Genomic DNA, 21,363 nt, shown 5'->3' with positions numbered 1-21,363 from the left:
GATCATTTAAAATGACGTCTCTGCGGCGGATTTTTCCTCCGCTTTCTCCTCGACGCATTCGGCCTTGTCAGCAAGGGTCTTGCTCATTTCCCTGAGTTCGCCCTCGTCCAGCTTTTCGATGCCGACAAACTTATTGGCGGCCTGGCTCGTCAGAATAAGCTCATCAAGCTTGGCCTGCAGAGCCTTTCCGTCGCGGTTCTGGCTGTTCTGCAACACAAACACCATGAGGAAGGTAATGATCGTGGTCGTCGTGTTGATCACCAGCTGCCAAGTTTCGGAATAGTCGAAAAAGGGTCCGGAAACCGCCCAGACAAGCACGAGCATCAGGGCCGCGATAAAGGTGAACGGCCTTCCCGACAGCTCGGCGACGGTGGTTGCGAAGGAAGAGAAGAAGTTGGATTTGTTGGACATTTGCGAAGGCTCCCGCAGCGTCAATGCTGTCAATCGACAACATCAACTCCACATCTGCGCGGAAGTTCCTTATGCCCTCGCGGTCGATCCAGACGACGACGGCAACCTCGATCCGCCAGCTTGCCGCTCAGGCGCACTGCGGTTTTCGGGCGGCATGCATCAGCGTTTCTGAGATTTGGCGACCGCCCGCTTTTGATGGCTAAGGACGAGCTCGATCTGCACATCTTGCTGAAACTCCAGCACCTGCTGACCGACGTCGCTCTCCGCGATGCCCGCGGCCAACAGCTGGTCGGCCAGCCTGCGGCATTCGGCCTTCCAGAATTCGATCGCGTCCGCACCATGACGCCGGCCGAGTTCGCGGGCGCAGCGCTCGATATTGGCAATTCCGGTTCCGGAGGGAAAGGCAATAACCTTGCCTTCATGAGAGGCGGCAGGGCGGCGGGTCATTTCAGTGGCCATCGAACACAGGTTTCCTTTGATCCTATGTGTTGTCTACGGGACGATGGTTAATGCTTTCTATTCGTTCGCCTGGTTCGACGGCAAGACTTGGCGTCGCACGGGTCAAATCGCCTCGTCTTCGACCTTGACGGCGGCCCACCGTTGCGCCGACAGTCCCCGCCGTGATCGACACCTCAGCCAGCAGAGACCAAGGATGACCATAACCGCCGCCCCCCGCGATTTCCTGAAAAGCCTGTTCGATGCGGCGGTTCGCGCCGCCGATCCACTGACCGGCATAAAGGCCCGCCTGCCGGAGAAGCCGAAAGGCAGAACCGTGGTGATCGGCGCCGGCAAGGGCGCGGCGCAGATGGCGCAGGCGCTCGAAAGCGTCTGGGACGGGCCGCTCGAGGGACTGGTGGTCACCCGATACGGCTATGGCTGCGACACCCGCCACACCGAGATCATCGAGGCGGCCCACCCGGTGCCCGATGCCGCGGGACTTGCTGCCGCAAGGCGATTGATGGAAACGGTGAACCGGCTGACGGAAGACGATCTGCTGATAGCCCTGATCTGCGGCGGCGGCTCGGCACTGCTCCCCGCCCCACCGGAGGGGCTGACCCTTGAAGACGAGATCGCACTCAACGAAATGCTGCTTGCTTCGGGCGCGCCGATCTCGGCGATGAATGTCGTGCGCAAGCATCTCTCCACCATCAAGGGCGGGAGACTTGCGGCGGCGACGAAGGCGAGGGTCGTCAGCCTGATCGTTTCCGATATTCCGGGCGACAATCCCGCCCATGTCGCCTCCGGGCCGACGGTGCCTGACGGGTCGACACGGCACGAGGCCCTCGAGATCATCAGGCAATACGGTTTGCAGCTGCCGCAGGCCGCCCTCGATCATCTGAACTCGCCGAAGGCCGATGCGCCGCGGCCGGATGATCCGGTGTTTTCACGGCACGAGCACCACATCATTGCCTCGGCCGGCGTATCGCTGGAGGCTGCTGCCGCCCTGGCCAAATCGCAAGGGATCGAACCGGCGATCCTTTCGGATGCGATCGAAGGTGAATCGCGCGATGTGGCGCTGGTGCATGCGGCGATCGCCCGCGAGGTGCTCGGCCGGAACAGGCCTTTTTCGAAGCCGGTCGTTATCCTCTCCGGCGGCGAGACGACGGTGACGCTGCGGGCCAAGGGCGGCAAGGGCGGGCGCAACGGCGAATTCGCGCTCGCCATGGCGCTGGCGATCGACGGACAGCAGGGCATTCATGTCCTCGCCGCCGACACGGACGGCATCGACGGTTCGGAGGACAATGCCGGCGCCTTTGCCGATGGCGGAACGATCAAGCGCCTTCGCGCCGCCGGTCTCGATGCGCGCCGGCTGCTCGACGGCAATGACAGCTATTCGGGCTTTGCCGCCGTCGGCGATCTCTTCGAAACCGGCCCGACCGGAACCAACGTCAATGACTTCAGGGCCATCCTGATCGCTTGAAACCCGGCGGATCAGGTCTTGATCCGCCCCTGCCCGACCAGCCAGCCGACAGATTCCTGCGCCGCCTGCAGCGACGTATATCGCGGCGTGTAGCCGAGCCGGTGTGCGGCTTTGGCGATCGAACAATTCGGACTGCGGGCGATATGCTCCCATGTCGCCTCCGCATCCTCGGCCGTCTGGCCTTCGGCCCAGGCGTCGAACGGCGCGAAGGTGAGGTTCGGCTCCCGCCCGAACCAGCGCGACATGGCTTCCGCATAACCGCGAAGGGTCAGGGCCTGCTCGGAAACCGCGTGGAAACTCTCACCGATCGACGCGTTCCAATGGGCAATTGCATCCATGAACATCGCCGCCACGTCATCGGCGTGGACGTGATGAACGGTCTCCAAGCCGAAATTGGGCAGCGCCAGGGCTTCGCCCCGCGCAAGGGTCGAGAAGACCTGCAGGTTGAAATTGCCGGCCGGATTGAGCGGCGCCCATCCGGTGCCGACAATATGGCCGGGATGGATGATGGTTGCCGGGAAGCCTTGCAGCCTTGCCTGCTGCAGCAGATAGGTTTCGATCGCCGCCTTCTGGATACCATAGTCACCGAACGGGGACTTCGGGGCTTCCTCGCGTGTCGGCACCGTCGTGGGGTACCCATGCGTCCAGATCGTGCCGGTGTGCAGGAAATGGCCGACATGCCCGGACAGGGCCGTCACCAGCTGCTCGGCACTTTTCAGCGTAAAGCAGATCATGTCGATGACGATATCGGCTTTCAATGCGCGTATGGCCTGGCCGAACTCACCCGTCCGCTCCATGGTCGCCCTGTCCATCTGCCGCTGATCGACGAAGGCCCAGGCGCGGCTTGCCGTATAAGGCTTTGCCGCACCGCGGCTGATGGTGACGACGTCGTGACCCGCCTCCACCAGCCGGGGAACGAGATAGGTTCCGACATGGCCCGTCGCCCCGATGACCAAAACCCGCATTGTCGTTCCTCCTTAGCCGTGATCCCGCGAGACTATGCTGCTCCATCCGGCGATCCCGCAAGCGGACTTTTCGTCTCAGAATGCGGAAGCCGCCCTGCTATCGATTTTTGAAGACAAGGCAGGTGCGGCCGTGCTTTCGGATCTGGTTGCAGACCTCGTTGGCTTCCACACGCGTCTGCCGGGCGATGCGTGCGACGTAACGCGGGCGAAAGCCGAAGCTGCGGTCGCGCTGGCGCAGGATCAGCGGCTGTTCCGCATCCAAAGGTGAAGGCAGATCCTGCACGGCATCGAGAAAAAGACGCCGGGCCACCGCGACATCCGCGTTCGCCGCCAGCTGAACGCCCCAGGGTGCCCAGTCGCCCTCCTGATGGCGGGGCGTGTCCTTCAACCTCCGCCTTTCAGCAAGCGCCACGCAGCCATCGAGAAAGGGCTTGTCCTTGTCGAGCGGGGCTGCCGCATTTTCCGGCGGATTATCCTTCCATTCCTCGACCGTATGGGCGGTGATCGCCATCACATAGCCGCGCGTCTCGTAAGGTAATCTTCCTGACGTAAGATAAGCCGCAAGGCCGTTTTCGCCGGCATTATAGGCGGCGGCGGCAAGGCCGAGATTGCCGAAGCGATTGCGCAATTCGTCGAGATATTGCGCCGATTTCCGCAGGGCTTCCAACACCTGGTAGCTGTCTTCGAGACCGCGCAGTTTCGCCGTTCCGGGCATGAACTGCGCAATGCCCTGCGCTCCCTTGAAACTCACCGCGTCAGGGCGAAAGGTGCTTTCGCGCCAGATGAGGCGGGCGAAATACGCCGGCGGCAACCGATTGGCCTCGGCGAAATGCTCGATCGCAGCGCAGAGGTCGCGATTGAAACTGTCCTCGCGGATGCAGAGCGTCTCGCCCGATCCCGAGGCAGCAGGCCCGGAATAGAGGCAGGCCGGTGGCGTATCCTCCTTCCGGCTGGGCCTTCGGCGTGTCCGCCGTGGAAAACAGGAAGCAGAGCGAAAGCAGGACCTTCGCCGATCTCCTCCCCATGTCGGACTGACGTTTTCGCCCTATCATCGGATCTCGGCAGGTTCGACTTCCATCGCGACGCTGACCCTAGATAACATCAATCGAGGCGCGAAGCTTCTCCATTTTCCGCAGTGCAGGCACGAAAAAAGCCGCCGGACCATATGGCCGCGGCGGCTTGCAAGCAGCTTGAAGAAAAACAGCGATCAGGCCGTCGGCTGCTTCGTCTTCCTGAGATAGGGCAGAACCGTATCGAAGGAGCCGAAGCGCGTGATCGCGTCTTCGTTGGACACTGCGGCGGTAATGATGACATCCTCGCCCTGGTTCCAGTTTGCCGGCGTCGCCACCTGGTGCTTTGCCGTCAGCTGGATGGAATCGATGGCGCGCAGGATCTCGTTGAAATTGCGGCCGGTCGTCATCGGATAGGTCAGGATCAGCTTGATCTTCTTATCCGGGCCGATGATGAAGACCGAACGCACCGTCGCATTGTCGGCAGGCGTGCGGCCTTCGGAGCTCTCGCCGGCGCCGGCCGGCAGCATGTCGTAGAGTTTGGCGACCTTGAGGTCCTTGTCGCCGATCAATGGATAATCGACGTCGAAGCCGGTCGCCGTCTTGATGTCGCCCTTCCACTTGGCATGGCTTTCGACCGGATCGACCGAGATGCCGATGATCTTGACGCCGCGCTTGGCGAATTCGCCCGCAAGGCCGGCCATGACGCCGAGCTCGGTCGTGCAGACAGGCGTGAAATTCTTCGGATGCGAGAACAGAACGGCCCAACCATTGCCGATCCAGTCATGGAAGCTGACCGGTCCCTGCGTGGTGTCGGCAGTAAAGTCGGGAGCGATGTCGTTGATACGTAAGCTCATGGTCGGCCCTCCAAAGCCGTGGTTGGGTTTTCGTTATCTCAAATGGCGGTCATGGGAACTGCCTGCCGCAGTCGTGATAAAATTGCGATCGCCAGGGGCGCACCAGCTGCGAGCAAAAAACTCTCCCATCCCAAGGTTTTCGCTGCATTTCTTTAAAATATATACCACGAGAACCGAAGGCATGCTCTTTCGATTTGCAGCCTGCGCCGGCATTATTTTTCCCGGCGGGTCGACGCGACGAAAAGACCGCGTTTTTTTGATCGGCTATTAAACAAGGAGGAGGAGACCAAGGAGCTGGCGCTCGAAAGTGAGGCATACTGATTAATTTTTGTGCGTATTTATTTATGCACAGTTTTCGGGCGGATACCTTGCCAAAATTGCTGCACTGCGTCATAAATAGAAGCATGACGCATCTCGATCTGACGATTCTGGTGATCGACGAAAATGCCATTCGCGCCTCCATTATCGAAGAAGGGCTGCGCGAGGCAGGGCATTCGCGCGTCACCGTGGTGCATGAGGTCAACGGCATCGCCCGAACCATCGAAACGCTGATGCCCGACGTGATCATCATCGATATCGAAAACCCCAACCGCGACATGATGGAGCATCTGTTCCAACTGACGCGCACGGTCAGCCGTCCGATCGCCATGTTCGTCGATCGCTCCGACACGGCCTCGATCGAGGCTGCGGTCGATGCCGGGGTCTCCGCCTATATCGTCGACGGATTGAAGAAGGAACGCGTCAAACCGATCCTCGACATGGCCGTCAGCCGCTTCAACGCCTTCAGCCGGCTGCGGCGTGAGCTTGCCGATGCCCGTTCAGCGCTGGAAGAACGCAAGCTCATCGAGCGCGCCAAGGGCATATTGATGAAGAAACGCGGCCTGTCCGAAGAAGAAGCTTTCGCCCTGCTGCGGCAGACGGCGATGAACGAAAAGAAGAAGATGTCGGAAATCGCCCAGAGCGTTGTCACCGCCGCGGGACTTTTGATGTGATGGCGGGCCGCCTAAATTTCCGGAGGAAACCGGAGTGGATATGATGACGAAGACCGTCAGTTCCAGCGGCGGGCTGCCCTCGCCCGTGCGCATCGACAATGAAGGGCCGAAAGTGCTGCGGGCCGGTTTCATTCCGCTCGTCGATTCGTCGGTGCTGATCGCGGCGGCGGAATTCGGCTTCGCGCAGAAGGAAGGCCTGACGCTCGATCTCGTCAAGGACGTCTCCTGGGCGAATGTCCGTGACCGCCTGGCATTCCGCCAATTCGATATCGCCCATATGCTGTCGCCGATGCCGGTCGCCTCCATGCTCGGCCTCGGCTCCAATCCCTCGCCGACGATCACGCCGTTTTCCCTCGGGCGCGGCGGCAATGCGATCACGCTGTCGACGCGGCTCTTCGACAGGATGCGGGATGACGCCGGATTGCCGGAAACGGCAAGCGCGCTGGATAACGCCCATGCTCTGGCCAAGACGATCGCGGCGATGAAGGCGCGCGGCGAGCCGTTGCCGACCTTCGGGGTCACCTATCCCTTCTCCTCGCACAATTACGAATTCCGCTACTGGCTGGCGGCCGGCGGCATCGATCCCGACAGGCACGTCAAGCTCGTCGTCGTGCCGCCGCCGCTGACATCGGACGCACTGGCAGCCGGGGCGATCGACGGTTTCTGCGTCGGCGCACCGTGGAACATGGTCGCCTCGGAGCGCGGCCTCGGACGCATCGTCGCCGCCAAGCAGGATATCTGGCCGTCAGCCCCGGAAAAGGTGATCGGCATGCGCCCGGATTGGGTGGAAAGCCATCCGGAGACCGTTTCCCGGCTGATCGTGGCGCTCGACGCGGCAGCCCGCTGGTGCGACCTGCCGGACAATCACGATGCGCTGGCCGCCGCTCTCGCCGATCCGCGCTATATCGCCGCCCCCGTCGGCATCATTCGCCGGGTTCTTTCCGGCGAATTCAGCCTCGACGCCAGAGGAAACCGGCGCATCATCGCCGATTATTTCCAGTTTCATTCCGGCTTCGCCAATTATCCCCGGCCGAGCCATGCGCTGTGGATCTACAGCCAGATGATGCGCTGGGGGCAGGCCGAAGCCAGTCTCGTCAAGGCGCGGGCCGCCGCCTCCGCCTACCGCCCCGATCTCTATCGCACCGCTCTCGGCGACGCCAACGCACCTGACGACGCCGATATCCGCATCGAAGGCAATGACGAGGGCGACCGCTTCATGGACGGCCACGTCTTCGATCCGACGGAACTGCCGGACTATGTGGCGCGCTTTGCCGTCAAGAGCGCCCTGCCCTTCGCCTCCGATAGCGAAGAGACGTGATCCATGCCGGCCTGCACAAAACGCCAGCAAAGTTCGACGCCCGCCATCACCGCAACGCACAAAAGATTTGCACGTTTTTTGACAGCCACAAAAACGTGCAGACGGACGCCCATTACAAATTCCGTTTCCATTCAATCACTTAAAGCACAACGACCAAACTGGCACGCAGTTTGCAAGGCTATTAGCGCACAGATCAATGGCGATCAGCGCAGTATGAGAGCGCAATAGGCGCTCGCAGAAGACCAAGAATTGGGCGTCCAACGGCGGGCGCCACCAGCAAAGCCGCTGATCAGGATAGTTCGCGCGCCTCGTGCATGCGCAACCTGACCAGCGGCTTTTTTGTTTTTAACCCCAGCGATGGATCGGCGCGACCTTGTCGGGCCACGGAGAAGCCATGTCTGTCATCGAGAAAGCGCAGCCTATGTCCACCGGCGAACCAGCCAAGGCCCTGTGGATCTCCACGGTCGCCTTCACCCTCTGTTTTGCCGTCTGGACGATCTTCGCGATCATCGGCGTCCGCATCAAGCAGGAACTCAACCTCAACGAGGCCGAGTTCGGATTGCTGATCGGCACCCCGGTTCTCACCGGTTCGCTCGTGCGCATCGTCCTCGGCATCTGGACGGGGCGTTACGGCGGCCGTCTCGTTTACACGCTTACGATGCTTGCTGCGGCGGTGGCGACTTTTCTGCTCTCCTACGCCCACACCTATACGCAGATGCTGATCGCCGGCCTCGGCGTCGGGCTTGCCGGCGGCTCCTTCGCGGTCGGCGTCGCTTATGTCTCGCCCTTCTTCCCGGCAGAGAAGCAGGGAACGGCGCTCGGCATCTTCGGCGCCGGCAATGTCGGCGCGGCCGTGACGAAATTCGCCGCTCCCTTTGTTCTGCTCGCCTGGGGCTGGCAGGCGGTTGCGGAAATCTGGGCCGTCTGTCTGGCGCTGATGGCGGTCGTCTTCTGGTTCACCACCACCGACGATCCGGCCTTCCGTCTTCGCCGCGAGCGCGGCGTCGCCTCCAAGAGCCTTGCCCAGGAATTCGCGCCGCTGCAGAACGTCCAGGTCTGGCGCTTCTCGCTCTACTATTTCTTCGCCTTCGGCGGCTTCGTCGCCCTGTCGCTGTGGCTGCCGCGCTATCTGGTCGGCGTCTACGGCTTCAACCTCGAAACTGCCGGCATGATCGCGGCGGCCTACTCGATCCCGGGCAGCATCTTCCGCGCCTTCGGCGGCGTGCTGTCGGATAAGAAGGGCGCACGCAGCGTGATGTATGCAATGTTTGCCGTGTCGGCCGTGGCCACGCTCATTCTATCGCTGCCGGCTGCGACCATCACACCCGTCATCTTCATCGTCGTCATCTTCGTGCTCGGCTTCTTCATGAGCCTCGGTAAGGCTGCCGTCTACAAGCACATCCCGGCCTACTATGCCGACAGCGTCGGCGCCGTCGGCGGCGTCGTCGGCATGATGGGCGGTCTTGGCGGCTTCATCCTGCCGATCGCCTTCGGCCTCCTCAAGGACATGACCGGCCTCTGGTCCAGCTGCTTCCTGCTGCTCTTCGCAATCGTGGCGATTTCGCTGATCTGGATGCACCTGTCCGTCAAGCAACTGTCGCGCCAGGGGCACTCCGCGCCCGTGGCTGCAACCTAATCCAAGGGACTTGAACGTATGACCGAAAAACTCGTCATCATCGGCAATGGCATGGCGCCCGGGCGCATGCTGGAGCACCTCTTCGAACAGTCGCCCGGACGCTATGACGTCACGATCTTCAACGCCGAGCCGCGCGTCAATTACGACCGCATCATGCTGTCGCCGGTTCTCTCGGGAGAGAAGGACTACGAGCAGATCATCATTCACGGTGACGGCTGGTACATCAAGCACGGCATCATGCTCTACAAGGGCCACAAGATCGTCAACATCGATCGCGCCGCCAAGACGGTCACCTCCGACCACGGCGTCACCGAAAGCTACGACAAGCTGGTGATCGCCACCGGTTCCGTGCCCTTCATCATCCCGGTTCCCGGCAAGGATCTGCCCGGCGTCATCACCTATCGCGATCTCGACGACGTGCAGGCGATGCTGCTTGCCGCCCAGTCGCGCGAAAAGGCGGTCGTCATCGGCGGCGGTCTGCTCGGCCTCGAAGCGGCGGCCGGCCTCGCCCAGCGTGGCATGGACGTCACCGTACTACACGTCATGCCGACGCTGATGGAGCGCCAGCTCGATCCCGCCGCCGGCTATCTCCTGCAGAAGGCGGTCGAGGAACGCGGCATCAAGGTCATCTGCAAGGCCAATACCAAGGCGATCATCGGCAATGGCAAGGTCGAAGGCATCGAGCTCGACGACGGCCGCATCATCCCGGCAACCCTCGTCGTCATGGCCGTCGGCATTCGCCCGAGCGTCGGCTTGGCGAAGGACGCCGGCCTTGCGGTCAATCGCGGCATCGTCGTCGATGCCGGCATGCAGACCTCGGACGGCGATATTTTCGCGCTCGGCGAATGCGCCGAAGTCGGCGGCATGGTCTACGGCCTCGTCGCGCCGCTTTACGAGATGGCCCGCATTGCCGCGGCACATCTCTCGGACGACCGTTCGCCGGCTTTCGTGCATGCGGACACGCCGACCAAGCTCAAAGTCACCGGCATCGAACTCTATTCGCTCGGCGATTTCGCCGACGGCGATGACCGCGAGGAGATCGTGCTGCGCGATGCCGGCGCCGGCGTCTACAAGCGCCTGGTGCTGAAAGACAACAAGATCATCGGCACGGTGCTTTACGGCGAGACCGCCGACGGCGCCTGGTTCAATGATCTAAAGAAGAAAGCGACCGATATTTCGGAGATGCGCGAGACGCTGATCTTCGGTCAGGCCTACCAGGGAGGGTCGCCGCTGGACCCTATGGCGGCCGTTGCAGCCTTGCCGGATGACGCGGAGATTTGTGGCTGCAACGGCGTATGCAAGGGCAAGATTACTTCGACGATCACCAGCAAAGGCCTCACGTCGCTCGACGACGTGCGCGCCCATACCAAGGCATCGGCCTCGTGCGGCTCCTGCACCGGCCTCGTCGAACAGCTGATGGCGCTGACGCTCGGCGACGGCTACAATCCGGCCGCCGTGCAGCCAATGTGCACCTGTACCGAACTCGGCCATGACGACGTTCGCCGCCTGATCAAGGCGAAAGGTCTGAAGAGCATTCCCGCCGTCATGCAGGAATTGGAATGGAAGACCTCCTGCGGCTGCGCCAAGTGTCGGCCGGCGCTCAATTATTACCTCGTCTGCGACTGGCCGGACGAATATGCCGACGACTACCAGTCGCGTTTCATCAATGAGCGCGTCCACGCCAACATCCAGAAGGACGGCACCTATTCCGTCGTGCCGCGCATGTGGGGCGGCGTCACCAATTCGAACGAGCTGCGCGCCATCGCCGATGTCGTCGACAAGTTCGAGATCCCCATGGTCAAGGTGACGGGCGGCCAGCGCATCGACCTGCTCGGCATCGAGAAGGAAGACCTGCCCGCCGTCTGGGCCGATCTCGGCAAGGCCGGTTTCGTCTCCGGCCAGGCCTATGCCAAGGGCCTGCGTACGGTGAAAACCTGTGTCGGCTCGGACTGGTGCCGGTTCGGTACCCAGGACTCCACTGGTCTCGGTATCCGCATCGAGAAATTCATGTGGGGCTCGTGGACGCCGGCCAAGCTGAAAATGGCCGTGTCCGGCTGCCCGCGCAATTGCGCCGAAGCGACCTGCAAGGATATCGGGGTGATCTGCGTGGATTCCGGTTTCGAGATCCATTTCGCCGGTGCGGCCGGTCTCGACATCAAGGGCACCGAGGTGCTCGGCCTGGTGAAGACCGAGGACGAGGCGCTGGAGCATATCGTGGCGCTGACGCAGATGTATCGCGAGCAGGCCCGCTATCTCGAGCGCATCTACAAATGGGCCAAGCGCGTCGGCCTCGACGAAATCCGCCGCCAGATCATGGACGATGGTGAAAAGCGCAAGGCCTATTATGACCGCTTCGTCTTCTCCCAGAAATTTGCCCAGGTCGATCCCTGGTCGGAGCGTGTTTCCGGCAAGGACAAACACGAGTTCAAGCCGATGGCGACGATCGGCTATCCGCAGGCTGCCGAGTAAGGAGATGGACATGAATTGGATCGCAATCGGTGACATCTCCGATATTCCCCTGCGGGGCGCGCGCTGCGTGAAGACGCCGCAGGGCAAGATCGCCGTCTTCCGCACGGCCGAAAACGAGGTCTTCGCCATCGAGGATCACTGCCCGCACAAGGGCGGCCCGCTCTCCCAAGGCATCGTGCATGCCAAGGCCGTCACCTGCCCGCTGCACAACTGGGTGATCTCGCTGGAAACCGGCAAGGCGCTCGGCGCCGACGAGGGCGCGGTGCGGACCATACCGGTCCGCAACGAGGACGGCGCCCTGTTCATCGCGCTGGAAAGCCTGTTGATGGCGGCTGAATAATGGCGGCTGAGGTCAAGACCACCTGCCCCTATTGCGGCGTCGGCTGCGGCGTTATCGCCACGGTCGACGAAGCCGGCGCCGTCAGCGTCAAGGGAGATCCCGAGCATCCGTCGAATTTCGGCCGGCTCTGCTCGAAAGGTTCGGCGCTTGCCGAAACCATCGATCTCGACGGCCGGCTTCTTTATCCCGAAATCGCAGGCGCACGCAGCGGCTGGGACGAGGCGCTCGATCTGGTCGCCCGGCGTTTTTCCGAAACGATCGCCGAGCACGGACCTGATTCCGTCGCCTTCTACGTCTCCGGCCAGTTGCTGACCGAGGATTATTACCTCGCCAACAAGCTGATGAAGGGCTTCATCGGTTCGGCCAATATCGACACCAATTCCAGGCTCTGCATGTCCTCGTCGGTGGCCGGGCATCGCCGCGCCTTCGGCGCCGATACCGTGCCCGGGACCTATGAGGATATCGAACTCGCGGACCTCGTGGTGCTCACCGGCTCCAACCTCGCCTGGTGCCATCCCGTCATCTACCAGCGGTTGGCCGCCGCAAAAGCGGCGCGGCCGAACATGCGCATCGTCGTCATCGATCCGCGCCGGACGATGACATGCGATATCGCCGACCTGCATCTGGCCATCCGCCCGGACGGCGATGTCGCGCTGTTCATGGGGCTGCTCGCCCATCTTTCGACAAGCCCGGCGATCGACCAGAATTATATCGCCGCCCATACGGAGGGCTTCGCCGGCGCCTTTGCGGCCGCCGCAGCACTTGATATCAACGATCTCCTCGAGCGGACCGGCCTGCCGGCCATGCAGATCCGGGAATTCTTCCGTCTGTTCGAGACGACCTCGAAGGTGGTGACCTGCTACAGCCAGGGCGTCAATCAATCCTCCTCCGGCACCGACAAGGTCAATGCCATCCTCAACTGCCATCTGGCGACCGGCCGCATCGGCCGCCCGGGCATGGGACCATTCTCGCTGACCGGCCAGCCAAACGCCATGGGCGGGCGCGAAGTCGGCGGTCTCGCCAACATGCTTGCCGCCCATATGGCGATCGAAAATCCTGAAGACCGCGACCGCGTTCAGCGCTTTTGGGAATCGCCGGTCATCGCCGCAAAACCCGGTTTGAAAGCGGTCGACATGTTCCGCGCGGTGGCCGACGGGCGCATCAAGGCGCTCTGGATCATGGCCACCAATCCTGTCGTCTCGATGCCGGACGCCGATAGCGTCGAAAGCGCGATTGCCGCCTGTCCCTTCGTCGTCGTCTCCGACATACTGAGAGAGACGGATACGGCCCGGCACGCACAGGTGCTTCTGCCCTCGCTCGGCTGGGGCGAGAAGGACGGCACCGTCACCAATTCCGAACGGCGCATTTCCAGGCAGCGGCCGTTTCTCGGCATTCCCGGCGATGCCAAAGCCGACTGGTGGCAGCTTGCGGAGGTCGCACGCCGCATGGGATTTGCCGCCGCCTTCGATTTCGATGCGCCGGCCGAAATCTTCGCCGAACACGCCGCCCTTTCCGCCTTTGAGAACAACGGCAGCCGCGACTTCGACATCGGCGCCCGCGCCAGCATGACCGGCACCACCTACGACGAACTGTCGCCGTTCCAGTGGCCGCAGCCGGCAGGGAGCACGCCCAGCGTCACCCGCTTCTTCGCCGATGGCGGTTTCTACCATGCCGATGGCAAGGCGCGCTTCGTTGCGGTGGAAGCGCCGGCAACCGATCGCACCAATGCCGATTTTCCCTTCACGCTGAATACCGGGCGCATCCGCGACCAGTGGCACACGATGACGCGAACCGGAAAGAGCGCGCGGCTGTCCGCCCATATCGCCGAACCCTTTGCCGAGATCCATCCGCGCGACGCGATCGAGACCGGCATATCGAGCGCCGGTCTTGTCGAGATCGACAGCCCCCACGGCAAGGCGATCGTCCGGGCGCTGGTGACCGATCGCCAGGCGCGCGGCGGTATCTTTGCGCCGATGCACTGGAACGACCAGTTCGCGGCAAAAGCGCGGATCGACGCCGTGGTCGCACCGATCACCGATCCCTTTTCCGGCCAGCCGGCGTCGAAGAACGTCGCTGTCGCCGTCCGGCCCTTCCCCGCCAGCCATTACGGTTTCGCCGTCTCGGCGACAAAACCCGTAACACCTGACGCGGCCTATTGGGCGCTGGCGAAAGCCGAGGGCGGCTGGCGGCTGGAGCTTGCCTTCGACCGGACCGTCGAAGACTGGACGGCCTGGTGCCGGGCGGTTTTCGCCATTCCTGATGAGATCGAACCGCTGGGTTATGCCGACCGGCGAACCGGCGACCTCCGGCTCGCCTTCTTCGATGGCGAGACGCTGCTCGCCGCATTGTTCCTTGCTCGCGAGCCGGTCGCCGTCGCGCGCAACTGGGCGATCTCGCAGCTCTCCGCCGCACATGATGATCTGAGGAAACGGTTTGCGCTCGTCGCGGGCCGTCCCGGCGCCGGCAGGCCGGATCCAGGCGCCACCGTCTGCTCCTGCTTCAGCGTCGGGGTCAACCAGATCGCCGCTGCCGTGCGCGGCGGATGCCACAGCGTCGAGGCGGTCGGCAAGGAAACCAGCGCCGGAACCAATTGCGGCTCCTGCCGCGGCGAAATCGGCAGGATCATCGATCGCTGTCTTGCCGCGGCCGCGGAATGAAAGGCAGGAAACCGTAACGCGGCTGATGTCAGGCCGCGTTCGGCACGATAAACATCTTATGGTCGGCTGAGATGCGGACCGAGATCTCGGCATAGGATGCGAAGGTCGGGTGCGGCGTTTCCATCTTGTCATGATGGGTCGCCGTGACGACCATGACATCGGCGCCCGCCGCCTCGCCGGCAGTAATGCCGGCGGCGACATCCTCGAAAACCAGGCAGTCCTGCGTGCTGACGCCGAGGCGTTCGGCGCCGAGAATATAACATTGCGGATCGGGTTTTCCGACCTTCACATCCTCAGCCGTCACCATGAATTTCGGCAGCGACAGGCCTGCCGCCTCCAGCCGCCGGCGGGCAAGTCGCAAAGGCGATGAGGTGACGATCGCCCAGCGATCCGGCGGCAGCGAGCTCAGGAATACTGCGGCACCCGAAATGGCGACGACATCGCCGACATCGGCGATCTCGGCCTCGGTCACCAGCCTGGCTTCATGTTCGGGATCGACGCCCGGCAGGTTCAGCCGGGCGATCGTGTCGACGCCGCGCGATCCATGCATCTTCGGCAGAAAGTCTGCGACATCGAGCCCCTGACGCCTTGCCCAGTCGCTCCAGACACGTTCGGCCGCACGGATCGAATTGAGAATGGTGCCGTCCATATCGAACAGGAAGGCGGCATAAGGCTTCTCGAAGCCACGGGGCATCGGCTGGGACAAAGGCTGAATCCTTCGGGAAAAAGAGTCGGGTGACGATCGCTGGACGCGATGAAACGGCAAATCGCCATGTTTTGCAAGCTTTCGATCGTGACGGCGACGATGTCGCAAATCCGCCCTAGAAAGCGGCGGCGCCCGAAGTGGCGATCAGGTCGCAGGAGAGGCGGAGGCCGATCCGGTCATGGCAGAGGTCGCCGGTGCCGGCGGCAAGCTGCAGTTCGGCCCGCGCGTCGGCCCGCAGATAAGACTGTGCTGTCGGATCGACGCGCGTCGGAATGGCGGTCCATAACAAGGGGCGGCTGACGTCGATCGCGGAAACGCCGGCTTTTTCGCCGCCCATCGCCGCGGAGGCGATCGCCATGCCACCTGCCGTCAAAGCAAGTGAAAGCGCAATCTGCAGACCGATATCTGCGGCCTCGCGGGGAGAAACGAACATAGTGGCCTCATGCTGCGGATTGGCGTTTCGTCATGCCCTAAGACAGGCAGTGGCAACGATCCAGCGGCTTCGCCCGTTAAGGTTTATGCGTAACCATGCAAGGCCAGCGTGCAGGTTTTTCGCAAATTTCGGAACAATGATTCCGTGACGCAGTTACACCAGGGTCATCCAAGATGAAAATCAAAGGAGGATATCCTCATGACCAAATCCCTTATTGCCGCTTCGCTGCTCGCGATCGGCATGGCGTCGTCGGCCTTTGCCCAGTCGAACCCCGATCCGATCGGGCCGACGAATGGCGGCTCGACCGATCCGAGTTCGGGTAACTATTCGTCGGATTACACCAACAGCGACAATGGCATGTATCCAGTGCAGGTCGCTCCGGTCGATCCGACCACGACGCAGAGCATCGGCCGGCCGCAAACCATGGAATGCCCCGGCATGCCGCAGCAGATGTCGGGCGTCGACACCCGTGGCGGACAGAGCGGCGCATCGATCAGCGAAGCATGCCGCGAATACGACAACTGAGCAGGCCTTCGCCCGCTTTGAGAAAAGGCCGGTTCACGCCGGCCTTTTTCATGTCGCGGCAATCACCAAAAGCCTTTCTCTTCGGATGAAACTCTTGATCCGACCATCCGTAGATTCGTAGCAGCCTGAAAATCGATTCCGATTTTCGGGCCAATGCGCTAGCTTTCAAGGACAATGGCCGGAGGCCGCCCGAGCACATCGTCACGGATGTATCGTCGTCCCTAACCGGCGAAAAAATGCTGGAGGAGGAGAGATGAGCAAGGCGCAGGATTGGAATCCGCTGGCCCGCGATGCGGCAACGCTGACGGCCGACAACATATCCCGTCTGGTGAAGGGTCTGCCATTCAAGGCCAAGCTGGCGCTGCGCGGACTTCTGCGCATGCAGCACGGCTCGCTTGCCGTCACCCTACCCGATGGCCGCAGGCTGCTGATCGAGGGCAAGCAGGCGGGGCCGAAGGCGGCCCTCAGCCTCAACAATTGGAACCTTGCCTACCGGGCGCTAACAAGCGGCACGATCGGGGTCGCAGAGACTTATATGGACGGCGATTGGGACAGCCCCGACATCGCCGCCTTCCTCGAGCTCTTCCTCGTCAATGGCGAGGCCGCGCACAGCTACGCGCATGGCAAAAGCGGCGTCGGGCGCCTGGTCGAGCGTGTCCGCCATTGGATGAACGCCAATACCAAAGCGGGCTCGAAGCGCAACATCGCCGCCCATTACGATCTCGGCAACGATTTCTACCGGGAATGGCTCGACCCGAGCATGACCTATTCCTCCGCTCTCTGTTCCACCGGCGCCAACGACCTGCAATCGGCACAGAATGCCAAATACCGCGCGCTTGCCGAGGCGACCGGCATCAGGCCTGGGGATCATGTGCTGGAGATCGGCTGCGGTTGGGGCGGTTTTGCCGAATTCGCAGCCGGCGAGCTGAACTGCAAAGTCACCGGGCTGACGATCAGCCGCGAGCAGCTCGCCTATGCCGAAGCGCGCATCGAAAAGGCCGGTCTTGGCGATCGCGTCGAATTCCGCTTTCAGGATTACCGCGATGAGACCGGGCTCTACGACCGGATCGTCTCGATCGAGATGTTCGAGGCGGTCGGCGAAAAATATTGGCCGTCCTATTTCTCCAAGCTCCGGCAATGCCTGAAGCCGGGCGGCAAGGCCGGCCTGCAGATCATCACCATCCGGCCCGAAGCCTTCGACCAATATCGCAGCAATCCCGACTTCATTCAGAAATACGTTTTTCCCGGCGGCATGCTGCCGACGCGCAACCACCTGGCCGAACTCGCCGGCAAGGTCGATCTGTCACTGGTCAGGGACTTCAGCTTCGGGCTCGATTACGCCCGTACGCTTGCCGAATGGCGCGAGCGCTTCCGGTCGGTCTGGGAACGCATCCGCCCGATGGGCTTCGACGAGCGTTTCAAACGGCTCTGGGAATTCTATCTGTTCTATTGCGAAGCCGGCTTTCGGGCCCGCAATATCGATGTGCGCCAGGTGGTGTTCTCGCGCAGTTGATCATTCCGCCGGATGCGGTGTCGCCGGATGGTGACCTGCCGATGACGGCCGTTCGCGCCAGCCGGTCAAGCGGTTCACCAGCGGGAAATAAGCGCCGTAGGGAAGCAGACGCGCAAGCTTCAGCATCGTGGTGAAGCGCCCGGGGAAAGTGATCTCGAACGCCTGCGATTTCAGTCCGGCTGCGATCTGCCGGGCAGCCTCCTCAGGCGACACCTGCGCCGTCTTCGGCAAGGCGCTCTTGCCTGTCGCCGGGGCATCGATGAAGCCTGGGCTGACGAGCTGGATGCGGATGCCCATCTTGTCGAGATCGAACTTCAGGCTTTCGGCCATGTTGATCAGCGCCGCCTTGGTGGCGCCATAGGCCGCCCCCGTCGGCAGGCCGCCATAGCCGGAAACGGAGGAGACGATGGCGATCTGCCCCTGCCCTTTCACCTTCATGTGGCGGATCGCCGGCAACAGACAGTTGACGACGCCGGAAAGATTGACGGCGAAGCTCTTTTCGAAATCGGCGCGGTGCAGGTCCTCGGCATGAACAGGCAGATAGACGCCGGCATTGAGGATCGCCATGGCGAGCGTGCCGTGCTCGTATTCGATGGAGGCCATGACATGTTCCATGTCCTCGGCATCGGTGACGTCGCCGTCGAGAACGACGATGCTGCCGTCAAGGCCGCTGGCCTCGGCCTGCAGGTCGACCAATTTTTCATGGCTTCTGGCGGTGACGGCGACCTTGTATCCCTCGCCGGCGAGCTTCAGCGCAAGCGCCCGCCCGATGCCGGAACTCGCGCCCGATATCCAGACGATTCCATGTTCGGGACGGGCGATGAAATCACGCATGACATGTTCCTCCGGCTCAGCCTGACCAACACGAGACAGGTCCGGAAGTTCACATCTCCTCCCGGATTTATGGCTCTATCACACCATTGTGGCTGCTTTCAGCCGATCAGGTCGCCGATCATCTGACGGAGGGATCCGGTGAGCTTGATCGGCCCGTCGGAAACGGCAAGGGCGATGCAGGGCCTGTCCTTCTCGGCGACCGGCCGATGCTCGACCGTCTCGTCGGCAATGGAGTTGTCGCCGGGACCGAAACGGCCGCGTTCATCGTTGAAAGCGCCATCGAGGATCAGGATCAGTTCCATGCCTTTATGGGTGTGAGCCGGTAAGGCCCGGCCCGGACGGATCCACATCAGGCTGACTTCGCAGCCTTCCATCCCGAACGAATATTCCTTGAAGCCGGGCAAGCGCCGGCGCCAGGGCACGTCCTCGGCTTCGAAGCCGAGGAGATCGCGCAAAGCCGGGGGAAACAGCGCCCTTTCTGGCCCCGTGGAAACATGGGATTCGGAGGCAGGAGGCGCAGAGGCAAAGATCGCAGCAAGCCGCTGGTCGCGATCGGCAATGGCGGCTTCCGGCGTGCTTTCCAGGGCTTCCCCGGCCAAAAGCTCGAGGCTGCTCACCAGGCTTCGATTCTCCGGCTTCATTTGCAGATGGGATCGTACGAGCACCCGCGCCGGCTCGGGCAAAGAACCGGCGACGTAATGCGCCATCAATGCGTCGATCGTATCGATCTGCTCGTGAACCATGTCGGTTTTGGTCACGCCCTGTTGCTGCGCTCCGTTTCGTTTTGTCGTCATCCGTACGGGTAAAGTCAATCTTCGGATCACCGCGCAACCGCCGGATGGCGGACAATGCGCCTCTTCGGCCAGGGAAAGCGAAATTTTGTCGTGGCCGACAGAGGCATGGAATAGCATTTCTTGCCAACACAGCCTTGTGAAGGGAAAAGACCGTTCTTAAAGTAAGAGTTCGAAAGAGGCAGATTCCATGACCTTCCACCCCTCCGTCCTCGAAGCCATCGGCAATACGCCCCTGATCAAACTCAAGGGCGCCTCGGCGGCAACCGGCTGCACCATTCTCGGCAAGGCGGAGTTCCTGAACCCCGGCCAGTCGGTCAAGGACCGTGCCGCGCTCTACATCATCCGCGACGCCGAACGGAAGGGGCTGCTCCGGCCCGGCGGCGTCATCGTCGAAGGCACGGCCGGCAATACCGGCATCGGGCTGACGCTGGTGGCCAAGGCGCTCGGCTACCGCACCGTGATCGTCATCCCGGAAACGCAGAGCCAGGAAAAGAAGGACGCGCTGAAACTGCTCGGCGCCGAACTCGTCGAAGTGCCCGCCGTTCCCTACAAGAACCCGAACAACTATGTGAAGGTGTCCGGGCGGCTCGCCGAGCAGATGGCGAAGAGCGAGCCGAACGGAGCGATCTGGGCGAACCAGTTCGACAACGTCGCCAACCGGCAGGCGCATGTCGAAACGACCGCGCCGGAAATCTGGAACGACACCGACGGCAAGATCGACGGCTTTATCTGCTCCGTCGGTTCGGGCGGCACGCTGGCAGGTGTCGCTGCCGGCCTCAAGGCTTTCAAGGCCGACGTCAAGATCGGCATCGCCGATCCCGACGGCGCCGCTCTCTATGAATTCTACCAGAACGGCACGCTGAAATCCGAAGGTTCATCGATCACCGAGGGCATCGGCCAGGGCCGCATCACCGCCAATCTCGAGGGCTTCACGCCGGACTTTTCCTATCGGATCTCCGATGCCGAAGCCCTTCCCTATCTTTTCGATCTCGTCGAAAACGAGGGCCTGTGCCTCGGCGGCTCGACGGCGATCAATATTGCCGGCGCTGTCAATCTCGCCCGGGATCTCGGGCCAGGTCACACGGTGGTGACAATCCTCTGCGACTACGGCAACCGCTATCAGTCGAAGCTCTTCAATCCGGATTTCCTGAGGTCGAAGGGACTGCCCGTTCCGGGCTGGATGGCTAGGTCGTCCGACATACACGTTCCCTACGAACCCGTGTGAGATCCATGCCCGTCAATGCCCTCTACCGTGACGACTTCTATCTCTCGACATGCGAGGCGGTCGTCACCGCCGTTCACGACGATGGGGGCATCGAACTCGACCAGACCTGCTTCTATGCGGCATCGGGCGGCCAGCCCGGTGACACCGGTCAGCTTGAACGGGCCGACGGCAGCAAGATCGGGCTCGGCCAGACGAAACATGGCGCGAGCAAGGATATCATCATCCACGTGCCGCTCGACAATGCGCCGCAGCCTGAGATCGGCGAGACGCTGGTGCTGCATGTCGATTGGCCGCGCCGCTACAGGCTGATGCGCATGCACACGGCTTGCCACCTGCTTTCCGTCGTCTGCTCCTATCCGATCACCGGGGCCGCGGTCGGCGAGGAGGAAAGCCGCATCGACTTCGACATGAGCGAGACGATCGACAAGGACGAGGTCACCGCCAGGCTGATGGAACTGGTCGGCCAGAACCATCCGGTCTACCTGCAATGGATCACCGACGACGAGCTTGCGGCCAATCCTGATATCGTCAAATCGAAGAACGTGCGCCCGCCGATCGGCCTCGGTCGTGTCAGCCTCGTCTGCATCGGCGAGAACTCCTCGATTGACAGCCAGCCCTGCGGCGGCACACATGTCTCGGAGACGCAGGAAGTCGGTCAGATCCATATCGCCAAGATCGAAAAAAAGGGCAAGGAAAACCGGCGCTTCCGCATCCGCTTCGGTGCGCCCGGCGACGAAGCCTGACAAGGGAGACCCAA

The 21,363-nt window shown here is 62.2% G+C and carries 19 protein-coding genes and 1 pseudogene; 11 read left to right on the top strand and 9 right to left on the bottom strand.

Going from position 1 to position 21,363, the window contains the following annotated elements; genetic code table 11:
• Window positions 1-6: 6 nt before the first annotated feature.
• Window positions 7-411 (bottom strand): low affinity iron permease family protein, encoded by a 405-nt coding sequence (locus tag CO671_RS17755; protein ID WP_010031618.1) that lies wholly within the window; start codon window positions 409-411, stop codon window positions 7-9.
• Between the two features lie 159 nt (window positions 412-570).
• Window positions 571-870 carry a DUF6074 family protein gene (locus tag CO671_RS17750; protein WP_097579066.1) on the bottom strand — a complete coding sequence of 100 codons (300 nt, stop codon included), beginning with the start codon at window positions 868-870 and terminating at the stop codon, window positions 571-573.
• Window positions 871-1,063: 193 nt separating this feature from the next.
• On the opposite strand from CO671_RS17750, the gene CO671_RS17745 reads away from it, so the two are divergent.
• Entirely contained in the window at window positions 1,064-2,332 is a 1,269-nt protein-coding gene (locus CO671_RS17745) for a glycerate kinase (protein WP_097607020.1), read from the top strand.
• A gap of 11 nt (window positions 2,333-2,343) precedes the next feature.
• Here the strand turns inward: CO671_RS17745 and CO671_RS17740 are convergent, their stop codons facing one another.
• The 3 genes and pseudogenes from CO671_RS17740 to CO671_RS17730 all read right to left on the bottom strand — a co-directional run bounded on the left by CO671_RS17740 (window position 2,344) and on the right by CO671_RS17730 (window position 5,164).
• Complete coding sequence (locus tag CO671_RS17740) at window positions 2,344-3,297, bottom strand: NAD-dependent epimerase/dehydratase family protein (protein ID WP_097607019.1); 954 nt, start codon at window positions 3,295-3,297, stop codon at window positions 2,344-2,346.
• A gap of 97 nt (window positions 3,298-3,394) precedes the next feature.
• Window positions 3,395-4,349 (bottom strand): annotated as a pseudogene (locus CO671_RS17735) (lytic transglycosylase domain-containing protein).
• A gap of 155 nt (window positions 4,350-4,504) precedes the next feature.
• Window positions 4,505-5,164 (bottom strand): peroxiredoxin, encoded by a 660-nt coding sequence (locus CO671_RS17730; protein WP_097579062.1) that lies wholly within the window; start codon window positions 5,162-5,164, stop codon window positions 4,505-4,507.
• A 404-nt stretch (window positions 5,165-5,568) separates the two neighbouring features.
• On the opposite strand from CO671_RS17730, the gene CO671_RS17725 reads away from it, so the two are divergent.
• From CO671_RS17725 to CO671_RS17700, 6 genes are all read left to right on the top strand, one after another.
• Entirely contained in the window at window positions 5,569-6,156 is a 588-nt protein-coding gene (locus tag CO671_RS17725; RefSeq protein WP_097607018.1) for an ANTAR domain-containing response regulator, read from the top strand.
• 34 nt (window positions 6,157-6,190) lie between these two features.
• Window positions 6,191-7,474: a CmpA/NrtA family ABC transporter substrate-binding protein gene (locus CO671_RS17720; RefSeq protein ID WP_170964998.1), complete on the top strand. Its 1,284-nt coding sequence runs from the start codon at window positions 6,191-6,193 to the stop codon at window positions 7,472-7,474.
• Between the two features lie 394 nt (window positions 7,475-7,868).
• Entirely contained in the window at window positions 7,869-9,110 is a 1,242-nt protein-coding gene (locus CO671_RS17715) for a nitrate/nitrite transporter (RefSeq protein ID WP_097607017.1), read from the top strand.
• 18 nt (window positions 9,111-9,128) lie between these two features.
• Window positions 9,129-11,579, top strand: a complete 2,451-nt coding sequence (gene nirB / locus CO671_RS17710; protein ID WP_097607016.1) for a nitrite reductase large subunit NirB — start codon at window positions 9,129-9,131, stop codon at window positions 11,577-11,579.
• Window positions 11,580-11,583: 4 nt separating this feature from the next.
• Window positions 11,584-11,919, top strand: a complete 336-nt coding sequence (nirD, locus tag CO671_RS17705; protein WP_170964722.1) for a nitrite reductase small subunit NirD — start codon at window positions 11,584-11,586, stop codon at window positions 11,917-11,919.
• A complete protein-coding gene (locus CO671_RS17700) occupies window positions 11,919-14,576 on the top strand; it encodes a nitrate reductase (RefSeq protein ID WP_097607015.1) in 2,658 nt (885 codons plus the stop codon). Before nirD ends, CO671_RS17700 begins: the two co-directional genes overlap by 1 nt.
• Before the next feature lie 28 nt (window positions 14,577-14,604).
• Here the strand turns inward: CO671_RS17700 and CO671_RS17695 are convergent, their stop codons facing one another.
• Complete coding sequence (locus tag CO671_RS17695; RefSeq protein ID WP_097607014.1) at window positions 14,605-15,282, bottom strand: HAD-IA family hydrolase; 678 nt, start codon at window positions 15,280-15,282, stop codon at window positions 14,605-14,607.
• Between the two features lie 115 nt (window positions 15,283-15,397).
• A complete protein-coding gene (locus tag CO671_RS17690) occupies window positions 15,398-15,715 on the bottom strand; it encodes a hypothetical protein (protein ID WP_097607013.1) in 318 nt (105 codons plus the stop codon).
• Between the two features lie 198 nt (window positions 15,716-15,913).
• Here CO671_RS17690 and CO671_RS17685 point away from each other — a divergent pair, with 198 nt between their 5' ends.
• Window positions 15,914-16,240: a hypothetical protein gene (locus CO671_RS17685; protein ID WP_010029846.1), complete on the top strand. Its 327-nt coding sequence runs from the start codon at window positions 15,914-15,916 to the stop codon at window positions 16,238-16,240.
• 253 nt (window positions 16,241-16,493) lie between these two features.
• A complete protein-coding gene (locus CO671_RS17680; protein WP_097607012.1) occupies window positions 16,494-17,753 on the top strand; it encodes a cyclopropane-fatty-acyl-phospholipid synthase family protein in 1,260 nt (419 codons plus the stop codon).
• Here CO671_RS17680 and CO671_RS17675 read toward each other — a convergent pair whose 3' ends face one another.
• Window positions 17,754-18,587 (bottom strand): SDR family NAD(P)-dependent oxidoreductase, encoded by an 834-nt coding sequence (locus tag CO671_RS17675; RefSeq protein WP_097607011.1) that lies wholly within the window; start codon window positions 18,585-18,587, stop codon window positions 17,754-17,756.
• Window positions 18,588-18,685: 98 nt separating this feature from the next.
• The gene (locus CO671_RS17670) at window positions 18,686-19,345 is read right to left on the bottom strand and encodes a ChrR family anti-sigma-E factor (protein ID WP_170964997.1); all 660 of its coding nucleotides are present in this window, start codon (window positions 19,343-19,345) and stop codon (window positions 18,686-18,688) included.
• A 223-nt stretch (window positions 19,346-19,568) separates the two neighbouring features.
• Here CO671_RS17670 and CO671_RS17665 point away from each other — a divergent pair, with 223 nt between their 5' ends.
• Both CO671_RS17665 and CO671_RS17660 read left to right on the top strand, forming a co-directional pair.
• The gene (locus CO671_RS17665) at window positions 19,569-20,606 is read left to right on the top strand and encodes a cysteine synthase A (protein WP_010033065.1); all 1,038 of its coding nucleotides are present in this window, start codon (window positions 19,569-19,571) and stop codon (window positions 20,604-20,606) included.
• Window positions 20,607-20,611: 5 nt separating this feature from the next.
• Window positions 20,612-21,349, top strand: a complete 738-nt coding sequence (locus tag CO671_RS17660) for an alanyl-tRNA editing protein (RefSeq protein ID WP_097607010.1) — start codon at window positions 20,612-20,614, stop codon at window positions 21,347-21,349.
• Window positions 21,350-21,363: the final 14 nt, after the last annotated feature.

The organism is Rhizobium sp. M10 (assembly GCF_002531955.1).
Classification (GTDB): Bacteria; Pseudomonadota; Alphaproteobacteria; order Rhizobiales; family Rhizobiaceae; genus Rhizobium; species Rhizobium etli_C.
Note: the sequence above shows the minus strand (reverse complement) of the source record. Positions and strands in the feature narration are given on the sequence as shown.

Excerpts from the sequence above, each read along its gene's own strand:
- CO671_RS17690 (WP_097607013.1), bottom strand. The coding sequence starts at position 15,715 with ATGTTCGTTTCTCCCCGCGAGGCCGCAGATATCGGTCTGCAGATTGCG.
- CO671_RS17755 (WP_010031618.1), bottom strand. The coding sequence starts at position 411 with ATGTCCAACAAATCCAACTTCTTCTCTTCCTTCGCAACCACCGTCGCC.
- CO671_RS17675 (WP_097607011.1), bottom strand. The coding sequence starts at position 18,587 with ATGCGTGATTTCATCGCCCGTCCCGAACATGGAATCGTCTGGATATCG.
- CO671_RS17715 (WP_097607017.1), top strand. The coding sequence starts at position 7,869 with ATGTCTGTCATCGAGAAAGCGCAGCCTATGTCCACCGGCGAACCAGCC.
- CO671_RS17745 (WP_097607020.1), top strand. The coding sequence starts at position 1,064 with ATGACCATAACCGCCGCCCCCCGCGATTTCCTGAAAAGCCTGTTCGAT.
- CO671_RS17730 (WP_097579062.1), bottom strand. The coding sequence starts at position 5,164 with ATGAGCTTACGTATCAACGACATCGCTCCCGACTTTACTGCCGACACC.
- nirB (WP_097607016.1), top strand. The coding sequence starts at position 9,129 with ATGACCGAAAAACTCGTCATCATCGGCAATGGCATGGCGCCCGGGCGC.
- CO671_RS17740 (WP_097607019.1), bottom strand. The coding sequence starts at position 3,297 with ATGCGGGTTTTGGTCATCGGGGCGACGGGCCATGTCGGAACCTATCTC.
- CO671_RS17700 (WP_097607015.1), top strand. The coding sequence starts at position 11,919 with ATGGCGGCTGAGGTCAAGACCACCTGCCCCTATTGCGGCGTCGGCTGC.
- CO671_RS17750 (WP_097579066.1), bottom strand. The coding sequence starts at position 870 with ATGGCCACTGAAATGACCCGCCGCCCTGCCGCCTCTCATGAAGGCAAG.
- CO671_RS17725 (WP_097607018.1), top strand. The coding sequence starts at position 5,569 with ATGACGCATCTCGATCTGACGATTCTGGTGATCGACGAAAATGCCATT.
- CO671_RS17685 (WP_010029846.1), top strand. The coding sequence starts at position 15,914 with ATGACCAAATCCCTTATTGCCGCTTCGCTGCTCGCGATCGGCATGGCG.
- CO671_RS17660 (WP_097607010.1), top strand. The coding sequence starts at position 20,612 with ATGCCCGTCAATGCCCTCTACCGTGACGACTTCTATCTCTCGACATGC.
- nirD (WP_170964722.1), top strand. The coding sequence starts at position 11,584 with ATGGACATGAATTGGATCGCAATCGGTGACATCTCCGATATTCCCCTG.
- CO671_RS17665 (WP_010033065.1), top strand. The coding sequence starts at position 19,569 with ATGACCTTCCACCCCTCCGTCCTCGAAGCCATCGGCAATACGCCCCTG.
- CO671_RS17680 (WP_097607012.1), top strand. The coding sequence starts at position 16,494 with ATGAGCAAGGCGCAGGATTGGAATCCGCTGGCCCGCGATGCGGCAACG.